12 protein-coding genes, 1 tRNA gene and 1 pseudogene are annotated in these 20,570 nt (G+C 65.6%); 3 read left to right on the top strand and 11 right to left on the bottom strand.

Annotated elements, in window-relative coordinates:
* Positions 1-267: 267 nt before the first annotated feature.
* The 6 genes from AC1AYR_RS00070 to AC1AYR_RS00045 form a co-directional block, all read right to left on the bottom strand.
* The gene (locus AC1AYR_RS00070) at positions 268-5,367 is read right to left on the bottom strand and encodes an acyl-CoA dehydratase activase-related protein (protein WP_476511169.1); all 5,100 of its coding nucleotides are present in this window, start codon (positions 5,365-5,367) and stop codon (positions 268-270) included.
* 447 nt (positions 5,368-5,814) lie between these two features.
* Positions 5,815-6,531, bottom strand: a complete 717-nt coding sequence (nrdG, locus tag AC1AYR_RS00065) for an anaerobic ribonucleoside-triphosphate reductase activating protein (protein WP_476511170.1) — start codon at positions 6,529-6,531, stop codon at positions 5,815-5,817.
* A 149-nt stretch (positions 6,532-6,680) separates the two neighbouring features.
* Positions 6,681-9,080, bottom strand: coding sequence for an anaerobic ribonucleoside-triphosphate reductase (gene nrdD, locus AC1AYR_RS00060; protein ID WP_476511171.1), 2,400 nt, complete (start codon positions 9,078-9,080; stop codon positions 6,681-6,683).
* 336 nt (positions 9,081-9,416) lie between these two features.
* The gene (locus AC1AYR_RS00055) at positions 9,417-9,746 is read right to left on the bottom strand and encodes an exodeoxyribonuclease VII small subunit (protein ID WP_476511172.1); all 330 of its coding nucleotides are present in this window, start codon (positions 9,744-9,746) and stop codon (positions 9,417-9,419) included.
* 82 nt (positions 9,747-9,828) lie between these two features.
* The gene (gene xseA / locus AC1AYR_RS00050; protein ID WP_476511199.1) at positions 9,829-11,163 is read right to left on the bottom strand and encodes an exodeoxyribonuclease VII large subunit; all 1,335 of its coding nucleotides are present in this window, start codon (positions 11,161-11,163) and stop codon (positions 9,829-9,831) included.
* Between the two features lie 74 nt (positions 11,164-11,237).
* A complete protein-coding gene (locus tag AC1AYR_RS00045) occupies positions 11,238-12,308 on the bottom strand; it encodes an endonuclease/exonuclease/phosphatase family protein (protein ID WP_476511200.1) in 1,071 nt (356 codons plus the stop codon).
* A gap of 552 nt (positions 12,309-12,860) precedes the next feature.
* Between AC1AYR_RS00045 and AC1AYR_RS00040 the strand changes: the two genes are divergently transcribed.
* Positions 12,861-12,933: transfer RNA gene (locus tag AC1AYR_RS00040), tRNA-Arg, on the top strand.
* Between the two features lie 55 nt (positions 12,934-12,988).
* Here the strand turns inward: AC1AYR_RS00040 and AC1AYR_RS00035 are convergent.
* Positions 12,989-14,491, bottom strand: a complete 1,503-nt coding sequence (locus AC1AYR_RS00035) for a flotillin family protein (protein ID WP_476511173.1) — start codon at positions 14,489-14,491, stop codon at positions 12,989-12,991.
* 334 nt (positions 14,492-14,825) lie between these two features.
* Here AC1AYR_RS00035 and AC1AYR_RS00030 point away from each other — a divergent pair, with 334 nt between their 5' ends.
* Positions 14,826-15,617, top strand: coding sequence for a DUF4391 domain-containing protein (locus AC1AYR_RS00030; protein WP_476511201.1), 792 nt, complete (start codon positions 14,826-14,828; stop codon positions 15,615-15,617).
* A gap of 118 nt (positions 15,618-15,735) precedes the next feature.
* Here the strand turns inward: AC1AYR_RS00030 and AC1AYR_RS00025 are convergent, their stop codons facing one another.
* The 4 genes from AC1AYR_RS00025 to AC1AYR_RS00010 form a co-directional block, all read right to left on the bottom strand.
* Positions 15,736-16,107, bottom strand: coding sequence for a hypothetical protein (locus AC1AYR_RS00025; RefSeq protein WP_476511174.1), 372 nt, complete (start codon positions 16,105-16,107; stop codon positions 15,736-15,738).
* Positions 16,108-16,150: 43 nt separating this feature from the next.
* Positions 16,151-17,914: a sodium:solute symporter family protein gene (locus AC1AYR_RS00020; RefSeq protein WP_476511175.1), complete on the bottom strand. Its 1,764-nt coding sequence runs from the start codon at positions 17,912-17,914 to the stop codon at positions 16,151-16,153.
* A gap of 289 nt (positions 17,915-18,203) precedes the next feature.
* On the bottom strand, positions 18,204-19,502 hold the full coding sequence (gene tnpB / locus AC1AYR_RS00015) for an IS607 family element RNA-guided endonuclease TnpB (RefSeq protein WP_476555095.1): 1,299 nt from the start codon (positions 19,500-19,502) through the stop codon (positions 18,204-18,206).
* The gene (locus AC1AYR_RS00010) at positions 19,495-20,076 is read right to left on the bottom strand and encodes an IS607 family transposase (RefSeq protein ID WP_476511177.1); all 582 of its coding nucleotides are present in this window, start codon (positions 20,074-20,076) and stop codon (positions 19,495-19,497) included. The genes tnpB and AC1AYR_RS00010 overlap by 8 nt, the downstream gene beginning before the upstream one ends.
* Before the next feature lie 233 nt (positions 20,077-20,309).
* Between AC1AYR_RS00010 and AC1AYR_RS00005 the strand changes: the two are divergent.
* A pseudogene (locus AC1AYR_RS00005) lies at positions 20,310-20,570 on the top strand (ISL3-like element IS2001 family transposase); the annotation flags it as partial.

The raw sequence follows: 20,570 nt of genomic DNA, 5'->3' as shown, positions 1-20,570 counted from the left end.
GCCGGTCTACACGCCCCGCCGCGCGCCCGCGAATCGGCTATATGAAAAACCGATAGCGGGCGCGCTGCCCCGGTTCACGATTATCGGCTTCTCCGAATCGTGAACTGGGCCCTTGTGCGAACGAACATGGAAACGCCCGAAAATCAGGCCGAACACTGATTCCGGTCGTGTGCGTTCGTGTGCGGTTCCGGTTCACGATTCCCACAGAGGGAAAATCGTGAACCACGGAAACCGTCCCAAACCGACTGACACCGCCCGGAACCGCCGTCAGTCGGCGGCGGTGAAGCCCTGCGGCTCGTCGCCGCCGGCGAACTTCGCCTTGTGCGCCTTCTTGGCGGCCGCGATCATGAGCTTGATGCGGTTGAGCTGGTTCGCCTCGGAGGCGCCCGGATCGTAGTCGATGGAGACGATGTTGGCCTCCGGGTGCAGACGGCGGATCTTGCCGAACATGCCGCGGCCGGTCACATGGTTGGGCAGGCAGGCGAACGGCTGCGCGCAGATCACGTTCGGGCAGCCCTGTTCGATGAGTTCGAGGATCTCGGCCGTGAGCAGCCAGCCTTCGCCGGCCTGCACGCCGATCGACGTGACCTCGGATGCCTTCTCGACGAGCTCGGGCATCGGGTCGTCCTGCTTGAACTTGCCGTGCGACGTGGCGATCGCGGCGCGGATCGGCGCGTTGTATCGGTCGAGGCCCCAACGCATGAGCGCGTACAGGGTCTTGTTGCCGCCGGTGCCGAGATGCTTCTCGTTCCAGTCGGTGATGTACGGGCGGGTCGTCATGAACTCCATGATGCCGGGCACCACGGCCTCGCAGTCCTGCGATTCGATGACATCGACCACGTGGTTGTTCGCGTCCGGCTGGTATTTGACGAGGATCTCGCCGACCACGCCGACGCGTACCTTGCGCGGCTCGTCCTTCAACGGCAGTGCGTCGAACGACTTGACGATCTCCTTGGCGAGGCGGCCGTACGGCAGGTAGCCCTTCCTCAGCCACGGGGTCTTCGCCGCGGTCTTCGAGAAACCATGGTGCTCGATCGTCTCGCGCACGATGGTGTCCCACTGCTCGTAGAGGCGGTTCGCTGACCCCTTCTCGACCTCGTACGGACGCACGCGGTACAGGCACTTCATGAGCAGGTCGCCGAGGATCAGCGCCTTGACGGCGCGGTGCAGCAGCGCCGGCGTCGCCTTGAAGCCCGGATTGTCCTCCAGACCCTGCGTGGAGATGGCGATGACCGGAATCTGCGGGTAGCCGGCGTCGATCAGCGCCTTGCGGATCAGACCGAAGTAGTTGGTCGCACGGCACATGCCGCCGGTCTGCGTGATCGCAAGGCACACCTTGTCCGGATCGTATTGGCCTTGTTCGATCGCGTCGATGAGCTGGCCGATGACCATGATCGCCGGATAGCAGGCGTCGTTGTTCACGTATTTGAGGCCGGTCTCCACGTCCTCGCGGGAGGCATGCTTGAGGATGTCGAACTTGTAGCCGCCGGAGCGGATCACCGATTCGACGAGCGAGAAGTGGATCGGGCTCATCTGCGGGGCGACGATCGTGTAGTCCTTCTTCATGTCCTTGACGAACTTCTCGCGGTGCGCGTAGCGGGACATGGTGGCGTTGTTATGACCGGACTGCTTCGCCTTGCGTCCCTTGCCGTCCGTGCGGGCGCCCGACGTGGTGCCGTCGCCGAGCGCGGCGAGACGCGCGTTCTCGACGTCGCGCTTCGCGGCGCGCTTCGACGCCTTGCGCATCGCTTCGGTGAGTTTCGGGTTGGCGGCCATCGTCGTGTCGAGCAGGACCTGACGGCCCGGCGTCGGCGCCTTCGTTCCGGTTCTGCGGAATCCGGTGGACTTCGGCGCGTTCGCCGGAACGTCGCCGGACGCATCGGCGTCGGCGGCGCCCGTCGCCTTGACCTTCGCCTCGGCTGCGTCGACGGCGGCCTGTGCGGCGGCGAGCGCGGCCTTCGCGGCAGCCAGATCGGCCTCCGCCTGTTCCTGCGCCGCATGCGCGGTCTCGTCCACGGCCGCGCCGCGCGCGACGGTGTCGGCCGACGTGCCGGCGGAGACCGCCGCGAGACGCGCCTTGTTCGCCTCGCGCTCCTCGACGGCGGCCTTGAGCGAACGCAGACGGATCTTCGCCGCGCCGAGGTTGGAGACCTCGTCGATCTTGAGCAGCGTGTACACGTCGGCCTTGTCGGCGAGAATCTCGGCGACCTGGTCGGTGGTGATGGCGTCGAGGCCGCAGCCGAACGAGTTGAGCTGGACGAGTTCGAGGCCCGGATAGGAGGCGACGAAGTGGGCCGCCGCGTACAGGCGCGAATGGTAGGCCCACTGGTTGGTGACGCGAAGCGGCATACGCTTGACGGTGAGCTTGCGGTCGCCGACGTGTCGGAAGCCGTTCGCGTTCTTCTTCCTCGGGTCCTCCTCGCCCTTGGACAGGAATTCGGTGAGGTTGAGCTTCTCCCCCGGCTGCAGTTCGCAGATCGAATCCTCGGAGAGCACGACCATGCCGAGCGAGCAAATCGTCTCGGGGATGCCGTGGTTGATCTCCGGATCGATGTGGTAGGGGCGTCCCGCGAGCACGATGCCGCGGCAGTCGTGCTCCTTCATGTACGCCAGGGCCTTGAGACCCTCCTGCTGCACGTCGTGCTTGAAGACCTTGTCTTCCGCATAGGCGGCCTTGACGGCGGTCTCGGCCTCCTCGCGCGTCACGTTCGCCCACGCGAACTCCTCGACGATGCGGTCGACCATGAGCTCATGGTTGGCGAGGTTGAAGTACGGGTGCATGTAGCGGATGCCCTCGCCGCGCAGTTCGGGCATGTTCGCGCCGACGACGAGCGGATAGTTGGCCACGACCGGGCAGTTGTAGTGGTTGTCCGTGTTGGGCACGAGGTTGTCCTCGTAGCTCACGCACGGGTAGAAGATCGTCTTGACGCCCTTGTTGAGCAGCCACTTGATGTGGCCGTGCACGAGCTTGGCCGGGTAGCAGATGTTCTCGGAGGCGATCGATTCGATGCCGGTCTCGAACAGTTCGTGGGAGCTGCGGCCGGAGATCATCACCTTGAAGCCGAGCGAGGTGAGCAGCGTGAACCAGAACGGGTAGTTCTCGTACATGTTGAGCGCGCGCGGGATGCCGATCTCGCCGCGCGTGGCCTTCTTGTCGGTGAGCCTGCGGTAGGCGAAGCAGCGCTTGTACTTGTAGTCGTACAGGTTCGGGCGGTCGGAGCGCTTCTTCTTCGCGTCGCCGCCGCGCTCGCAGCGGTTGCCGGTCACGAAGCGCGAGCCGTCGGAGAACGTGGTGATGGTGAGCTTGCAGTGGTTCTGGCACAGCTTGCACACGTCGCGTTCGGTGGTCATCGACATGTTGTCGAGCGCGTCGCCGGTGAGGATGGACGATGCGGTGTGACGCACGCCGTCGACGACGACCTCGCCTTCGCGCGCGACGGCGTTCGGGACGTCGCCGGCGGCGGACTCCTCGGCTTCGGTGGTCTTCTCGGCGACCGTCTCGCCGTCCGCGCCGACGAGCCCACGCCCGTCGTCCGCGATGTCCTCGTAGTGCATGCGCGCGGTGAGGGCCGCGCCGAACGCACCCATGAGGCCAGCGATGTTCGGCCTGGTCACTTCGCGCTCGGTGAGCAGTTCGAACGCACGCAGCACGGCGTCGTTGAGGAACGTGCCGCCCTGCACGACGACGGTGTCGCCGAGTTCGCCGGAGTCGCGCAGCTTGATGACCTTGTACAGGGCGTTGCGCACGACCGAATAGCACAGACCGGCGGCGATGTCCTCGATGGACGCGCCTTCCTTCTGCGCCTGCTTGACGGACGAGTTCATGAACACGGTGCAGCGCGAGCCGAGGTCCACCGGATGCGTGGATGCGAGCGCCTTTTGCGTGAACTCCTGGATGGTCAGTCCCATCGACATGGCGAAGGTCTGCAGGAACGAGCCGCAGCCGGACGAGCAGGCCTCGTTGACGGCGATCGAGTCGATGACGCCGTCGGTGATGGCCAGGTATTTCATGTCCTGGCCGCCGATGTCGATGACGGCGGTGACGCCGGGGCTAACCATTTCGGCGCCGCGGTAGTGGGCCATCGTCTCGACGACGCCCTCGTCCAAGTGCAGGCCGGTGGTGATGAGGCCCTCGCCGTAGCCGGTGGCGCAGGAGCGCGCGATCCACGCCTCGGGCGGGAGCTCGGACTGGATCTTCTTGACGATGTTGATGGCGGCCGTCAGCGGGCTGCCCTCGTTGTTCGCGTAGCTCGACCACACGATTTCGCGGTCGTCGTTGACGAGCGTCGCCTTGATGGTGGTGGATCCCGCGTCGATGCCGAGGAAGTGGGGGCCGTGCGCGCCCTCCAGCGTGCCGATGTGCACGTGCTCGCGGTGGTGGCGCCTGTTGAACGCCTCGCGGTCCGCCTCGGTGGGGAACAGCGGCGGCATGGTGGGCGTGTTGCTGGGGAGGTTCTTGAGCTCGTCGAGACGCTTCAGAATCTCGCCACAGGTGTGCGCCTCGAAATGGTGGCCTTCGTCGTCGGAGTCCATGTCCGCTTGGAGCGCGGAACCGTAGGCGACGTACAGGTGGGCGTCGGTGGGGACGATGAACTCGTCGACCTTGCCGTCGAGCGCGCGCTGGAACGCGGCGCGGAGCTCGCTCATGAAGAACAACGGGCCGCCGAGGAAGATGACGGTGCCGTGGATCGGGCGGCCGGAGGCGAGGCCGGCGATGGTCTGCGTGGCCACGGCGGTGAAGATCGAGGCGGCGAGATCCGGCTTGGCGGCGCCGTCGTTGATGAGCGGCTGCAGGTCGGTCTTGGCGAACACGCCGCATCGTGAGGCGATCGGGTACAGGTTCTCGTAGCTTTTCGCCATCTCGTTGAGGCCGGCCGCGTCAGTGTCGAGCAGGGTGGCCATCTGGTCGATGAACGCGCCGGTGCCACCCGCGCACGAACCGTTCATACGCTGTTCCGGCGTGGGTTTGAGGTACGTGATCTTGGCGTCCTCGCCGCCGAGCTCGATGATGACGTCCGCCTGCGGGTACTCCTTGTCGATCGCCTCGGTTTCGGCGATGACCTCCTGGACGAACGGCACGTGCAGGTTGTCGGCGAGCGCGAGGCCGCCGGAACCGGTGATGGCGAGACGGATCGGCTCGTCGCCGCGGCCGAGCTGTTCCAGTTCCTTGTGGATGTCGACGAGGAGTCCCGCGACGGTGGCGCGCACGTTGGCGTGGTGGCGCCGATAGTCGGAGAACAGGGTGTCTTTGAGGGAGTCGGACTGGTCGAGCACCACCGCTTTGACGGTGGTGGAGCCGATGTCCAATCCCACGCGCAACGGCTTCGTATCGTGGTTCGTCGCCACGGTATGTGCTTCGTTCACCATGTAAACCTCTTCAACCGATTTCCGGGACGCGTCTTGCGAGTCGTGCAGGAATCGCGTATGGCCCGGCCACTCAAATCCATTACTGTAGTCTGAAGCCCCGCCCAAGGAGCGCGGGTCACGCGGGGCGGGAGCGTGATTCATCTAACAGTGGAAGCCGCGAAACGCAACGCCTTCGCGTGTTCTGTCGGAATACCGTCGACGGTACGTCGACCGAGGAGCAACGCGGATGACACGCCATCTCAGGATACCGACAGACGTCCTGAACGCGCGCGGCGCCAAGGCGCACCGAGGGAAGGCGTACGAAGGTACGTCGACCGAGGAGCAACGCAGGCGACGCACCCCCACACGACGCCGAACAGGCGGCCTGAACGCGCGCGGCGCCAAGGCGCACCGAGGGAAGGCGTACGAAGGTACGTCGACCGAGGAGCAACGCAGGCGACGCGCCGTTCAGGACGCCTGGGCGCCTTCGCCGGCCTCGCGGTCCCTAAGATATATCTCGGGGATGTCGCGCTCCTGGTCGTGGAGCTTGCCCCAGATGACGGGGCGGCCTTGGGCGAGGGAGGCGGGCACGTCGAGGATGCGCTGGTTCTTGGACCCGCGGAATTGGAGGAGCGAGTCCTTCTGGGTTGTGAGGTAGCGGCCGTCGACGAGCACGTCGATGCATTGGAGGAGTTCACGCTTGTCGGGGGTTTCGCCGGGGCGCATGAGTTCCTCCCATGTGTAGCCGGTCCATGACCAGATGTCTTTGTCGTGGCCGAATTCGGCGCGGATGCGGCGGGCGAGTGGCAGGAGCACGGGCGTGTTGAGCAGGGGTTCGCCGCCGAGGAATGTGATGCCCTGCACCCAGGGGGCTTTGAGGTCGTCGATGATCTTGTCTTCGAGTCGTTGCGTGTACTCGTGGCCGGCTTGGAAGTCCCAGATGGACGAGTTGAAGCAGTCGACGCAGTGGAACGGGCATCCGGAGACGTATAGGGAGTTGCGCACGCCTTCGCCGTCGGTGACGACGAAGGTCTTGTAGTCGGCGATCATGCGCTTGGACATGCGCCGGCCGTCCCATTGTCCGGCACGCGGATCGTTGGCGAGTCCGTCGGAGGGGACGGAGGGGCCGCGCCCGGTCTCCCCCGCCGCGAAGTCGCGGCGCGTCATTCTTCCGTTGTCGACCATATTCGTCTCCTCACCTATGTGTTCGCTCCCGCCGGCGGGAGCTGTCCATGACAGACGGACTGAGGGTGGTCGCGATCGTTGCGCGAACCACCCTCAGTCTGTGCTTCGTTCGACAGCGCTCCGCCGGCGGGAGCGGAATCAATGGGCCGTTACTTGGCTTCCTCGAACCATTCGCGGGTGGAACCGTCGTCGAGGGTGACGTGGCCGGTTTCGCCGCTCATGTGCTTGACACGGTGGGAGATCTCCTCGTGGCGGCCGTGCACCATGGGGCGCTGGACCGGGTTGCCGAGGTAGCCGCAGGTGCGCTTGGTCACGTTGCACTTGTCCGGATCGGAGTTGCCGCATTCGGGGCACTTGAAGCCCTCGTCGGTGGGCTCGAAGTCGCCTTGGAAGCCGCACACGAAGCAGTGGTCGATCGGCGTGTTGGTGCCGAGGTAGCCGATGCCCACGTTGTACGCGTAGTCCCACACGGCTTCGAGCGCCTTCGGGTTGTCCTGCAGGCAGGGGTACTCGCAGTAGTTGATGAAGCCGCCGGACGCGTAGTACGGGAAGTCCTTCTCGTAGTTGAGCTTCTCCATCGGGGTGGGCTGCAGCCACACCGGGTAGTGGAAGGAGTTGGTGTAGAAGTCGTGGTCGGTCACGCCGTCGACGCGGCCGAACTTCTCGCGGTCCATGCGGTTGAAGCGGTCGGTGAGGGACTCGGCCGGCGTGGAGTACACGGAGTAGTGGTAGCCCTCAGCCTTGCTCCACTGCTTGCACAGTTCGCTCATGCGCTTGACGATGGACAGCGCGAATTCCTTGCCTTCCGGATCCCAGCCGTGGTCGCGAATCCAGTTCTTGCCGTAGAACACGGCGGTGGTCTCCGCGAGGCCGATGTAGCCGAGGGACACGGTGGCGCGCTCGTTCTTGAACAGGGCGTCGACGCTGTCGTTGGCGCCGAGGCGACCGAAGGCGCCGAAGCGGAACAGGGTGGGCGCGTTCACCGGGGTGGCCTGCTTGCAGCGCATGATGCGGAACTGCAGGGCCTGGTGGGCGATCTCCATACGCTCCTCGAACAGCTTCCAGAAGCGGTCCTTGTCGCCGTGGGATTCGAGGGCGATGCGCGGCACGTTCACGGAGACGACGCCGAGGTTCATGCGGCCGTCCTCCTCGTCCTTGCCGGTCTCCGGGTTGATCCAGCCCTGCAGGAAGGAGCGGCAGCCCATCGGGGCCTTGAAGGAGCCGGTGATCTTGACGATGTTGTCGTAGAACACGACGTCCGGGTACATGCGCTTGGTGGCGGATTCGAGCGCCAGCTGCTTGAGGTCGTAGTTCGGGTCGCCCGGGTCGGCGTTCACGCCGTGACGCACGGTGAACACGAGCTTCGGGAAGATCGCGGTGTGGTGTTCGCGGCCGAGGCCGCGGATGCGGTTGAGCAGGATGGCGCGCTGGATCTCGCGGGCGAACCAGTCGACGCCGAGGCCGAAGCCGACGGTGACGAACGGGGTCTGACCGTTGGACACACGGTTGGAGTTGATCTGGTACTCCATGGTCTGCATGGCGTCGTAGATGGCCTTGCGGGTGCGGATCTTGGCGAGGATCTCGCGCTCCTGCTCGATCTCGTCGACGTCCGTGTGGAACGGGGTGTCCATCGGCAGCGGCTCGCGGCCCTTCTCGAAGTGGAGCTTGGCCGGCTCGTTGGCCTTCGCGTTGGCGACCTGGCGGCGCGCGAATTCGATCGGCATGTCGTCCGGAATCATCTCGCGGGCCTCTTCGAGGAACTTGTCGTAGTCGAGGCGGGCGTAGCGGGCGAGGTGCTCGTCGGCGCGGTTGGCGGTCTGGCCGCCGTACTGGCTGGAGGCCACGTCCTTCATGATCTGCGTGATCTGCGTGGCGGCGATGGCGATGGACTTCGGGGAGGCCATCGGCGCGTTGCCGAGGGTGAAGCCGTTGGCGAGCATGTCCCAGAAGTTGGGCAGCGAGCAGTTGGACTGCGCGGTGAACGGCGAGTAGTCGGCGTCGTGGAAGTGGATGTCGCCCTTCATGTGGGCGTTGGACACGGCCGGCGGCAGCATGTTGAACGCCGCGGCCTTGGAGACGGCGCCGGCCAGCAGGTCGCGCTGGGTGGCGTAGACGTTGGCATCCTTGTTGGCGTTCTCGTGGATGAGGGTCGGATCCTGGTTGATGAAGCGGGACACAGCCTCGTTCACGTCGGTGGCCTTCGCGCGCTCGATGTCCTTGTCGAGGCGGTAGGTGGTGTAGGCGCGGGCCACGTCGTACAGGTGCGCGTCGATGAGCGCGTGCTCGACGAGATTCTGGATGTCCTCGATCTTGGCGGGACCGGCGTAGCGTTCCTTGATCTCACCCTCGACCTGGTCGGCGAAGCCGCGGATGAGCTTCTCCTCCTCCGGGCCGACCTGCTTGTCGAGGTCGCCGAACGCGGCCTTGACGGCGGAGATGATGTTGATCGGATCGAAGTCGACGACGCGGCCGTCACGCTTCTCGACCTGCACCGGGCGGCCGACGGCCTTGACGGTGGTGGTCGTCGGACTGATGACTGCTGTCTCCATCTCACATCTCCATCCCGGCCCCGAGGGGCCTGTGTCGTACGTCTTCTCCCCGGGTTCGGCAGGAGGTTCGACGCCCTGCGTTTCCGGAGCCTCAGATACTGTACGGCATCCCCACCCCTATATCTAGTTGCGGCACGCCGTTCAAACACTATCGGTAGTGGTTTTCGGCGGAATACCGCCAAATCGCATCTGTGTGATTAACGTAACAATCATCGGTCGCGCGTGTCGCGGCTCAGCCGCGGCCGACGTTTCGGGACGATTTCCGGGCGTGGCTGGAACAAGCCGCCAAGCATGTTGCCAACCCGCCCGGACATCCCCGTTCCAGCCGCAGGACACTCAGTCCAGGTTGGATTGCGTGCCGGCCGTATCCGCCGTGGCCGCCTGGGCGTTCTGCGCGGCGTCGAGTCGGGCGCGCACGTCGTTGAGCAGGCCCTGCGCACGCCGCGCGAGCGCCTCGCCGATCTCCCACTGGCGCATCGACTGGTCGAGGTCGAGTCCGCCGGCCTCCAGCGCCTGCACGGCCTGGATGAGCTTGTCGCGCGCCTCCTCGTAGGGCATCTGCGCGATGGCGGCGCGCTCCTTGTCGGTGAGCGTCGAGGCGGGGGCTGCGACGTTCGTCCCGCCCTCGCCGACGGTGTTCTGTTCGGTCGTGTTCTGTTCGGTCATGGTTCGTTCCTTTGCTTCTCGTTCGTCAATGGTCTTCGATGATTGTCAATGCTCGCCGATGATCGCTCGTGGCCATCGTCGCTCAGTCCGCCGTGGCGGTGACGACGCCCTTCCTCAGCGTCACGGTGAGCGCGTCGCCGGCATGCACCTTCGAGGCGTCGTCGAGCACATGCCCGTCGGCGGCCTGCACGACGGCGTACCCGCGGTTCAGCGTGGACTGGGGGCTCAGCGCGGTGAGCGAGGCGTGCGCCTTCTCGATGGTGAGCGAGGCGTCGTCGACGATGCGCCGCAGGCCGATGTCAAGCCTACCGACCGCGTCGTCGAGGAACCGTTGATGCGGTTCGAGCATCGTGAGCGGCCTCGTCAGACTCGGCCGGTTCGCATAGCCTTCGACGAGCCGGACCTCGCCTTCGACGCGGGAGGAGATGCGCATGCGCATGCGTTGCACCGCGTTGTCGATCAGCTGCCACTGCTCGCGCACGTCCGGCACGACCTTCTTCGCCGCGTCGGTGGGCGTGGAGGCGCGCAGGTCGGCGGCCAGGTCGATGAGCGTCCAGTCGTCCTCATGGCCGATGGCGGAGACGATCGGCGTCACGCATGCGGCAGCCGCGCGCACCACGCCCTCGTCGGAGAATCCGATGAGGTCCTCGAACGCACCGCCTCCGCGCGCCACGATGATCACGTCCACCTCCGGGTCGGCGTCGAGTCTGTGGATTGCCTCGATGATGTCGGGCGGGCATTGCGCTCCCTGCACGTGCGCGTGCATGATCTTGAACCGCACGACGGGCCATCTCAGATTCACATTGGTGACCACGTCGCCTTCGGCGCGCGCCTGCGGGGCGCAGATCAGGCCGATGCACTTGGGGAATTCGGGCAACGGCACCTTGTTCTCCGCGTCGAACAGCCCCTCGCCCTTGAGTTTCTTGCGCAGCTCGTCGATCTGTTCCTTGAGTCCGCCGGCGCCGATCTTGCGAATCTCGTCGCCGATGAAGCTCAATCGGGTCTGTTTGACCCAGATGTCGGCCCGGCCGTGGATGACGACCCGGTCGCCTTGGCGGAACTGCGCTGCCGCGGCGGCGAAGGCACGCCAGCCGGAGACGGAGATCGCGATGTCCTCGAAATCGTCACGCACCGTGAGATAGGCGGAGCCTGCGCGACGCGTGTTGATTTCGGTGATCTGCCCGCAGATCCACGCGGCCGGCCACTTCGCGACGGCGTTGTGGAACTTCTGGCTCAGCACGCTCACCGGCCAGGGGTTCTCGGCGGTGGTGTCGGCGGCCATCCGCGGCAGCTGGTCGAGCGGCCGAGGCCGACTCAGGTCCACGGCCGCAGACGCACCGGCGCCGGGGCCGGGGCCGGCGACCGCACGGCCACCCCCGGGCGCACCATACCCGGCCCCGGAGCCGGCGCCCCGCATGTTGGCATTCATGTCGTAACTCATGCCCCTCACTATAGTGCCGGCCCCAGTGACCGGTATATCTTTACCGGTTTTTATGCCACGGCCAGCGTGGCGAGCAGCGCCGCATGGTCGGAACCGTCGATCGGCACGACCTTCAGCCGTCCCGCGACGATTCCCCGATCCACGACCACATGGTCGATGCCGGCGAACCGCGGCGGCAGCATCCCCCGGTTCGACGGCCATGTGAACGTGAACCCACGCCCCGCCATCATCGCCCCGTCACGGAACCGATCGCCCAGAAAATCCCGGAACGGCGCATGGTCGACCGTCGCGTTGAAATCCCCCATGAACACGTACCGCGTATCCGTATGAGCCTTCATCGCGCCCAACTCGTCGAGCGAACGCCGCCACTGCCCCCAATAACCGGGCACCGGCGCCGTCGTGTGCACGGAGACGAACCGTATCCTCGCCCCTCCCGCGAACGCGACCGTGCCGCCCGGCATGAACGACGCACTGGAGTTCACGTCATCATCCGCCGGACCGATCAGCGGCGACGCCGACCACAACCCGTTGCCGTACACGCCATCCGAACTGGAGACCTTGGCGTACGGCAGATAATCGCCGATACCCGCCTTCTCGAGCGCGGCGACGAACGCGTCGGTGGTCTCCTGCAAGGCGAGTACCTCGACCCGCTCGTCACGCACCACGTCGACGATCCTCCGCGCGTCGGCGCGTCCCTTATACACGTTGCAGGTCATCACGCGCGCGTAACCGTCGCCGGTGATCGCATGCGCCTGACCGGTCGCCGCATCGGCCGCGCGCGTCAACGGCTGCGTCGCGTGGAAGAACGGCACCTGCCACCACGCGTTCACGGCGAACGTGGCGACCGCCACCAGCGCGACGACGAACCGGCGCGAGGCGAGCGCGCACATCAACGCGACGACGGACAGCACCGCGAACCACGGTGTCGCGGACACGAGAACCGGCACATACGGCAACGACTGGAGGCCGGCGGGCAGTGCGCGGGCGGCGACGGCGAGCGCCGCCAGTCCCGCGCACGCGACCGCCAGAACGCCGAACACGCGGCGACGCGGCGAACGGGAGGCGTCCCCGGCGCGCCGTCCGCCGCCGGACGCGCCGCGGGAGCCTCCGCGCACGGCGATGCCGCGCGACGCCGTGCGCCCGCGCGCGTTTCCGGTGCTCGCGGACGCGCCGGAACGACCACCGCCGCGGGTGCGTGATGCGTGTGCGCGCGACGGAGCTTTGGACGACGACGGTTTCGACGATGATTGCAACGATGGTTTCGGCGCACGAGACGACCGGGACGTGTGCGACGATTTCCTCTTCGATCCGGATGATGCGGATTTCGTCGTTGATGTCCTGCCGGCGCCTTTCGCGGCACGGCCGCCGCTCCCCTTCGTTCCCGCGCGTTTCAGCAGTTCACGCCGGGCATCGGCCTTCGCCTCCTCGGGCGTGAGATAGTCGTCTCGGGTTCGTTTCGCCACGGAGCCTCCCTTCGGCACGCCCATCACTCTACCGCGGCGAGCAGCGAATATGCGCGGCCCATCGCGCACGAGCCGCCACAACGGATACCGCACGAACCGTCACAGCAGCCACCGCAATGTCTCCATGGCGCGGATCGGCCGCACAGGAATCCGTCCCGCAACACGTCATGCGCGCCGACGGCCCCGAACCGTGTACAATGAGTTGCCGTCGCCTCGGTAGCTCAGGGGATAGAGCACCGCTCTCCTAAAGCGGGTGTCGTCAGTTCGAATCTGATCCGGGGCACGTCGAACCCTTGGAACCGTAATGGTTCCAAGGGTTTTCCCATTGTTTCGGCCGATCACGCCTTCGCAGGCGCGGACGAGCCGTCGTCGCCGGACGCAGCGTCGGCAGCGTCGGCCACAGCTTCGGCGGCACCGGCGACCGCGTCAGCCGCACCGGACACACCGGATTTGATCTCGTCGGCGAACGCCTTGCCGGCCATATGGCCGCCCAACGCGCCGTTGACGAGGGTCTTCAGGTCAAGACCGACGCTGTTCGACAATCCTTCGCTGATCTGGCTCAGCGCGTTGGTGGTGTCGCCGACGAGCTTGGTGGTGTTGCCTTCGCCGTACATGGTGATCGAATCGACCTTGGCGAGCGGTTCGGCGATGGCGCGCGCGATCTCCGGCATGATCTGGATGTACTGCTGGGCGATGATGAGCTGGTTGTTCATCGCGTTGTACGCGTGTCCCTGCGCCTCGATGCCGGCGGCCTCGCCTTCGCCCTTCGCCTTGAGCGCGGCGCCTTCCGCCTCGCCCTTGACGCGGGTGGCCTGCGCCTCGGCGTCGGCGGTCGCCTTGACGGCCTCCGCCTCCTGACGCTGACGATACAAATCGGCCTCCGCGTTCTTCTGCGTGGTGTACAGCTGCGCGTCGGCACGCTGCTCGGCGGCGTAACGGTCGGCCTCCGCCTGCTTGCGCACCGTCGCGTTGAGCTCCTTCTCCTTGACGGCGGCCTGACGGTCGGCGAGCTCGATGCGACGCTCCTCGGCGGCGATCTCGGCATCCTGCTGGGCGATATTGAGTTCCTTGGTGCGCTCCGCCTTGGTGATCTCGTAGACCATGTCGGCCTTCGCCTTGGCGTTGTCGGCCGTGGTCTTGAGCTCCGCCTGCTTCAGATCGAGCTGATTCTGCCGTTCGGCGACCTGCTGGTCGGCGGCGATGCGGGCGAGCTGCGCGTCACGGCTGATCTGCGCGGCCATGTCGGCGCCCATGTCGCGGATCACGCCCTGACCGTCGGCGAAGTCCTGCACGTTGAACGTGACGAGTTCGAGGCCGAGCGCCTCCATGTCGGCGCGCGCGGCGGTCGCCACGGTTTCGGAGAACTCGTCGCGGTTCTCCATGAGCGTTCTCAGCTCGGTTTTGCCGATCGCCTCGCGCATCTTGCCGAGCAGCACCTGGGTGACGTCGGCCATCATACGTTTCTTGTCCTGGTTGAGATAGTTGCGCGCGGCGATCTCCAGCGGGTCGCGTTCGACGCCGTCATGGCCGGTGAACCGGTCGACGCCGATCTGGAAGTTCGCGACGGCGCTCACGTCGATGAGGATCGCGTCCTTCGTGGGGATGGGCGTGTCGGTGTGGAGTTCGGACTGGACGACGCCGAGTGACAGCCAGTCGCGACGGTAGAGGAACGGGATGATGATGGCGGCTTTGCCGGTCACGAAACGGCGCCCGCCGGGCCCGGTGATGACGAGGACGCGGTCGGTGGGCGCCACCGTATAGCAGGCGAACGCCAGTATGATCAGGACGATCACCACGGGGATGACGATCCACAACGAACCTAGATGGAAGAAGTCGAGCATGAGGGATTCCCTTCCTGTATCGTGCCACGGCATCGATGCCGAGGCATGGCGTCCGTCCCGCCACCGCGCCGACAAGCCGCGCATCGGAACCGGACCTTATGAGCCCAACCTTACCCCGTTTCACCGGCCCGGACCGGCATTCCCACGCGACCGGACCGGCATCCCCACACAGGGCGCGATGCTTCAGCGGTGAATCCGCGCGGTTCGCGGTCGGGCCGCACGGTGTATTGTCGTAGCAATATCCGAAGGCGTCGCGGCGACATGCGACGTGAGGGAAGGGAGGCCGACGATGGCCGATGAGACGACGGGCGTCAGGACCGGCACCAACACCGGAATGGGTGCCGCGGGTGCAGCGGGCGTGGCGGGTTGCGGCACGGTGACCGCGCTGGAGCTGGGATTGCCGGAACGATCCGCGATTCCGGCGGCGAAGGGTGTTCTCCCCAAGGCCCTGTTCGCGGGAAAAGGCCCGATCTCCAACACGTTGAGACAGCATCTCGTGCATACGGTGGGCTCCATCCACATGCTCGCGCTCCTACGCCCCGCCAACGCGGGCGTCGACGCGGGTACGCGCGTGAAGGAGATCCTCGTGCTCGGACTGCGGCTGAACGGCGTCGACGCGCAGGTTCCCACCGATGTGGTCGAGCATATCGCGGCGCAGCGCCCCGGCGCAGGCGTGCTGTTCGCATGCGTGCGCGACGGTCATGAACCGGGGCCGGGAGGCGCGTCCGCAACGACGGGAACGACGGCGACCGCACCAGGCACGGGCGGAACCGTGGAGCAGTGCGCACTCGCCGTGCGCCGCAAGGTGCCGGGACGCCCGGGGCATACGGCGCAGTACGCCGTGCACGTCTCCGATTGGTCCGACCCGCGTGATCTGCTGCTGGAGATCACGGGCGGCACGATGGATGAGGCGTGGGAGTCGCTGTGCTCGCAGGCGATTCTCGGCACGGCCGACCACGCCGATCTGGACGCGCGGCTGATTCGTCGCGACCGTATCGTGGCGCTGCACGCCGAGGAGGCGAAACTCGTGCGCGACCACGCGCGGGCGAAGAATCCGGCGCAACGCAACGAGGCGTTCGCGAAACTGGGCAAGGTGCGCGCCGAGCTGAAGCGCCTCGTCGGATAGGCCGCAGCACGGGCGGGCCGTTCCGACACGTCGTGCCGAACACGACAAAGGCGTTCCGCCCGATCGAATCGGATGGAACGCCTTCATGGACGGGACGTCTTCGCGCCACGCCGTCGGATCACTCGGCCTTGTCGCCTTGGGCGGCGGCCTGGGCGGCGGACGCCTCGGCGGAGGCGATGATGTCCTCGGCGGGGACCGGGTTGAAGTGGTCCCAGATGAAGAACACGAGGCCGGCGACGAACATGAGCGCGCCCGTCCACAGGTTGATGGGCAGTCCCGTGGTCTTGGCCACGTCGGCGGCCGGGTCGATGAGGCCGACGGCGAACACGACGATGCCGTAGACCACGAAGATCATGCCGAGGATGCGGCGCAGGTCGGAACGATGCGTCGAACGCACCATCTCTTCCTTCTCAGCCTCGGTGAAGTACTCCTTCTTCGCGGAATCCGGTTCCGCGGCCGCAGCCTGCTGCTGCGAGGTTTCCTGAATCATAATCACTCCTCACGAATCGTTTGCTGACTGTTCTGCGGATGGATCAGAAGAAGATCGCGTACTGGACGACGCTGATGACCAGGGCGAGGATGCCCAGGAAGATGGTCACGTGGTTGTCCTTGCGTTCCTTCTCGACGGCGGCCGTGCGGGCGGCCTTGTCGAGGACCTCGCCCTTGTCGTGGGCTTCGGCGTCCTCCATGATGTCGTAGCGGAAGTACTTCATGCCGCCGGTGGCGAAGGTCAGGCCTTCGATCTCGGAATCCGGCTTCGGCTTGGTGACGAGGCTGACGACGATGGCGACGACCATGGCGGACGCCAGGGAGATCTCGGCCTGGTACAGGGTGCCGGAGGTGGCGGTCGGGAAGATCGGGTTGCCGTCGGCCACGGACTTGAGGTACCACAGGTAGACGCAGAACGGGGCGAGGATGCCGACCACATAACCGGCGGTGGCGCCGGCCGGGGTGATGCGCTTGAAGAACAGGCCGAGGATGAACACGGCGAACAGCGGCGAGTTGAAGAAGCCGAACAGCACCTGCATGTAGGTCATGATGTTGCCGAACTGGGACGCCACGAACGCGGTGCCGACGGAGATGAACACGCCGACGATGGTGATGACGCGGCCGGCCTTGAAGTAGTAGGAGTCGGGCTGGCCGGGCTTGATGTAGTTCTGCAGCAGGTCGTAGGTGAACACGGTGTTGAACGAGGAGACGTTCGCGGCCATGCCGGCCATGAAGGAGGCCATGAGTCCGGTGACGGCGATGCCGAGCACGCCGGACGGCAGGTACATCTGGATGAGCTTCGGAATGGACTCGTTGTAGGTGAGCGCGCCGGAGGCGAACTGCTTGGAGAGCACGGCGGCCGCGATGCAGCCGGGGATGATCACCAGGAAGCCGACGAACAGCTTCGGGAAGCAGGCGTAGATCGGGGTGCGGCGGGCGGCGGTCATGTCCTTGGCGGAGAAGGCGCGCTGGACCTCGGTGAAGTTGGTGGTCCAATAGCCGAAGGAGATCACGAAGCCGAGGCCCATGACGATGGTGAACCAGTCGGCGCCCATCGGGTTGGTGACGTTGCCGATGCCGGTGCCCTGCCAGGTGCTCAGGTGCAGGTCGCCGATGCCCGGGGTGGCGGCCAGGGAGGTCTTCAGGCCTTCCCAGCCGCCGATGTTGCGCAGGCCCACGACGGTCAGCGGGATGAGGGCGGCGAGGATGACGAAGAACTGCATGACCTCGTTGTACACGGCGGACTTGAGGCCGCCGAGGTAGGTGTAGACGAGCACGACGACGCCGGAGAAGATGATGGCGGCGATCTGCGACCAGCCGAGCATGGCCTCGATGATGATGGCCATGGCGTACAGGTTGATGCCGGAGATCAGCAGCGTGGAGGTCGCGAAGCACAGCGAGCAGACCAGATGCGCGCTCTTGCCGAAGCGGCGGTACATGAATTCAGGCACGGAGCGCACGCCGGAACCGTAGTAGAACGGCATCATGAAGATGCCGAGGAACACCATGGCCGGGATGGCGCCGATGATGTAGTAGTGCAGCGTCGACATGCCGATCTGGGCGCCGTTGGCGGCCATGCCGAAGATCTCGGTGGCGCCGAGGTTGGCGGCCATGAAGGCGATGCCGGTAATCCAGGCCGGCATGGAGCGGCCGGCGAGTAGGAAGTCGGTGCTGGACTTCATGCGGCGGCCGGAGATCCAGCCGATGGCGATGACCACCACGAAGTAGAACACGAGAATCGCGTAATCGATGGGCTGCAGACTCAGCTTGATGCTGCTGTCCGCGGCTGCCAACACTGTCGTCGGCATAGGTTTCCTCCCTCTTTGGACCGGACGCGCGTCGATGTCGTCCGGACTGCACGGCGATGTAATCGCTTACACGACAGCATGCGGAAGGTGCGGCCGGCGCGCACGCCGGACGCATTCCGCAGGACTACCTCAGGAAACGATCACATCATTTTCGTCCGGTTCACGCTGTGCCGGACTGTTTCGACATCGCCATAACCTAGTACGATTCCGATGCTGCGCAACCGCTTTTTCCGGGCATTTCAGGGCTCATCGATAACCGTTTGATAACGATGCCATCCACCGTTGCAAGCTAGTTTGTTCTAGTTTGCAGGACGGTCTTGCGGCCGTCCGCTCCAAGTCTGACGCCGGTCGCCCGGCTGCTTGGTTCGCACTTCACAGGGGTCTGCCTTCCATCCTGACGGACGGCGGGTCTTGCGTCCCCTCCATGCGCGTTTAGGGTCTCCGGGGCACTCCCGGCGACCATGATGTTGATGGCCGCGTTCAGGTCACGGTCCAGGGTCAGGCCGCATTTCTCGCAGTGGTAGGTTCGCTCGTCGAGGGAGAGTTTGGCTTTCACGCTCCCGCAGTCCGAGCACATCTTGCTGCTGGGATACCAGCGGTCGATCACATGCAGTCTTGTACCGGTTCTCGCGGTCTTGTATTCGAGTCGGCGTCGCAGTTCGGCGAAGGACGCGTCCTCGATCGTCTTGGCGAGCCGGTGGTTCCTGACCATGCCCGTCACGTTCAGATCCTCGATGCTGATGTCCGAGTATGTTCCGGCGAGCCAGGTGGTGAGCTTGTCCAGCAGGTCGCGCCGCTGGTTCGCGATGCGCGCGTGGATGCGGGCGACCTTGTCTCGCGCCTTGAGACGCCGCTTCGACCCCTTGGTCTTGCGGCTCAACGCTCTCTGCGCGCGTTTCAGCCGGCGTTCGGCCGTTCTGAGCGTGTGCGGGTTGTCGATGACGGTGCCGTCCGAGAGCGTGGCGAGCGTTTTGACGCCCAGATCGACGCCGACCGCCCCTCCCTGCGGGGTTCGTTTCGCCGTCGGGTCGGCGCGTTCGACGGTCAATGAGGCGTACCAGCGTCCCGCGCGGCACGAGACCGTCATGCGCAGCACTCTGGCCCCGTCCACGCGTCTCGTTATGTCCTCCATGCAGTGCACGCGGCCGATACGCGGTAGTCGCAATGCTTTCGGGTCGTCCTTGACGAGGCCGAAGCTGCCGGTCGTGTACGCGAACCGTGGCGTGGCGCGGTCCTTCGCCTTGAACCTCGGGAAGCCGACCCTGCGTCCCCTCCGTTCGCCCTTGCGGCTTTTCGACCAGTTCGACAGGGCGTCCGCCAACGATCCGAGCCCGCTGCCGTACGCCTCCTTCGAGTTCTCCCGCCACCACGGTCTCCCGTCCGCACCTACGGCCAGCTTGTCCTTGTTCGCGTTCCACCAGCGGCGCAGCGCATACAGGGACCATTCCGGCCTCTCCCCGGCCTCGATGGCGGTTTTGACGTGGGCGAGGCCCGCGTTGTACGCGAACCGAGCCGCTCCCGCGTGCGACGACAGCAACCGTTCCTGTATGGACGTCGGGTCCAACGCCACCCTGACGGCCTCAAGCATCACGCGCCGCCCTCAACGCGGCCTCCGCCTTGCCCCTCGCCGCACGCCGCCCGTACAGTCGGGCGCACAACGAGGTCAACACCTCGGTCATGTCACGCACCAAGTCGTCGTCCGACTCCGAATCGTCCACGACGATCAGTCGTCGTCCCTGCGCGTTCAACGCGGATTCGACCAGTCCCGCGTTCATACGGGCCAGACGATCCCGATACTCCACGATGATCGTACCCACGGTCGGGTCGGCGAGGACGCGGTTCAATCTGCGACGTTTGTCGTCCATGCCGGAACCGGTCTCCGACACGACCTCGATGTCCCTCGCTCCCAGATCGATGGCGAACGCCTTCAACCGGTCCGCCTGACGCTGCAAGTCGGCTTTCCGATCGGAGGACGAGACACGCGCATAGCACACGACGCGCGAACCGGTCGCCGGCATATCCGTCTTCTCATACTTCGGGTCGTGAACCAGCCACACACTCCCCGACTTCTCCACGGGAACAGGCATACGGTTCTCACGACACCACTTCCACACCGTCTGCTCGTTCAAACCCTCACGAGCCGCCCATTCCTTCGCACGCACAGGCAAATCATATCACACACCAACAAGGCAAAACAAACCAAAGCCTCAGCAGTTCACAACCCCTATGCGCCCGATTCGCCGAATCCCCATTGATTCCAACGGTTCCGTCGCATCCATACACGATATCCCCATTCCGATGGAACCGGTTTCACAATCGGCCCCATCGGAAAACCGGCTCTTCGCATTTTGGTGTGTATGGGCCGTGCGGTTTTATTCGGTGTGTGATCGAAAAAGTGAAGAAAACCGCGCGGCTTGGTTCCGAGTCTAGCGCGTTCGACGGCCGGGTGCTGCTCGGTCTGGACAGGCTCGGGCTGAATCCGGTCTCGCAACGCCACGTCACGTCGGGCTCGCGTGCGGGCGTATGGCTGATCGGCTGCGACCCGACGGACGAGACCGCCCGGTACTGCGGCGGATGCGGGGCCGCGGGACGTGTCCGTCCCTCGTGGCGGCGCCGTTTCGCGCACGTGCCGGTCGGCCAGAACGCGGTGCACCTG

The organism is Bifidobacterium sp. LH_417 (genome assembly GCF_056357035.1).
Note: the sequence above shows the minus strand (reverse complement) of the source record. Positions and strands in the feature narration are given on the sequence as shown.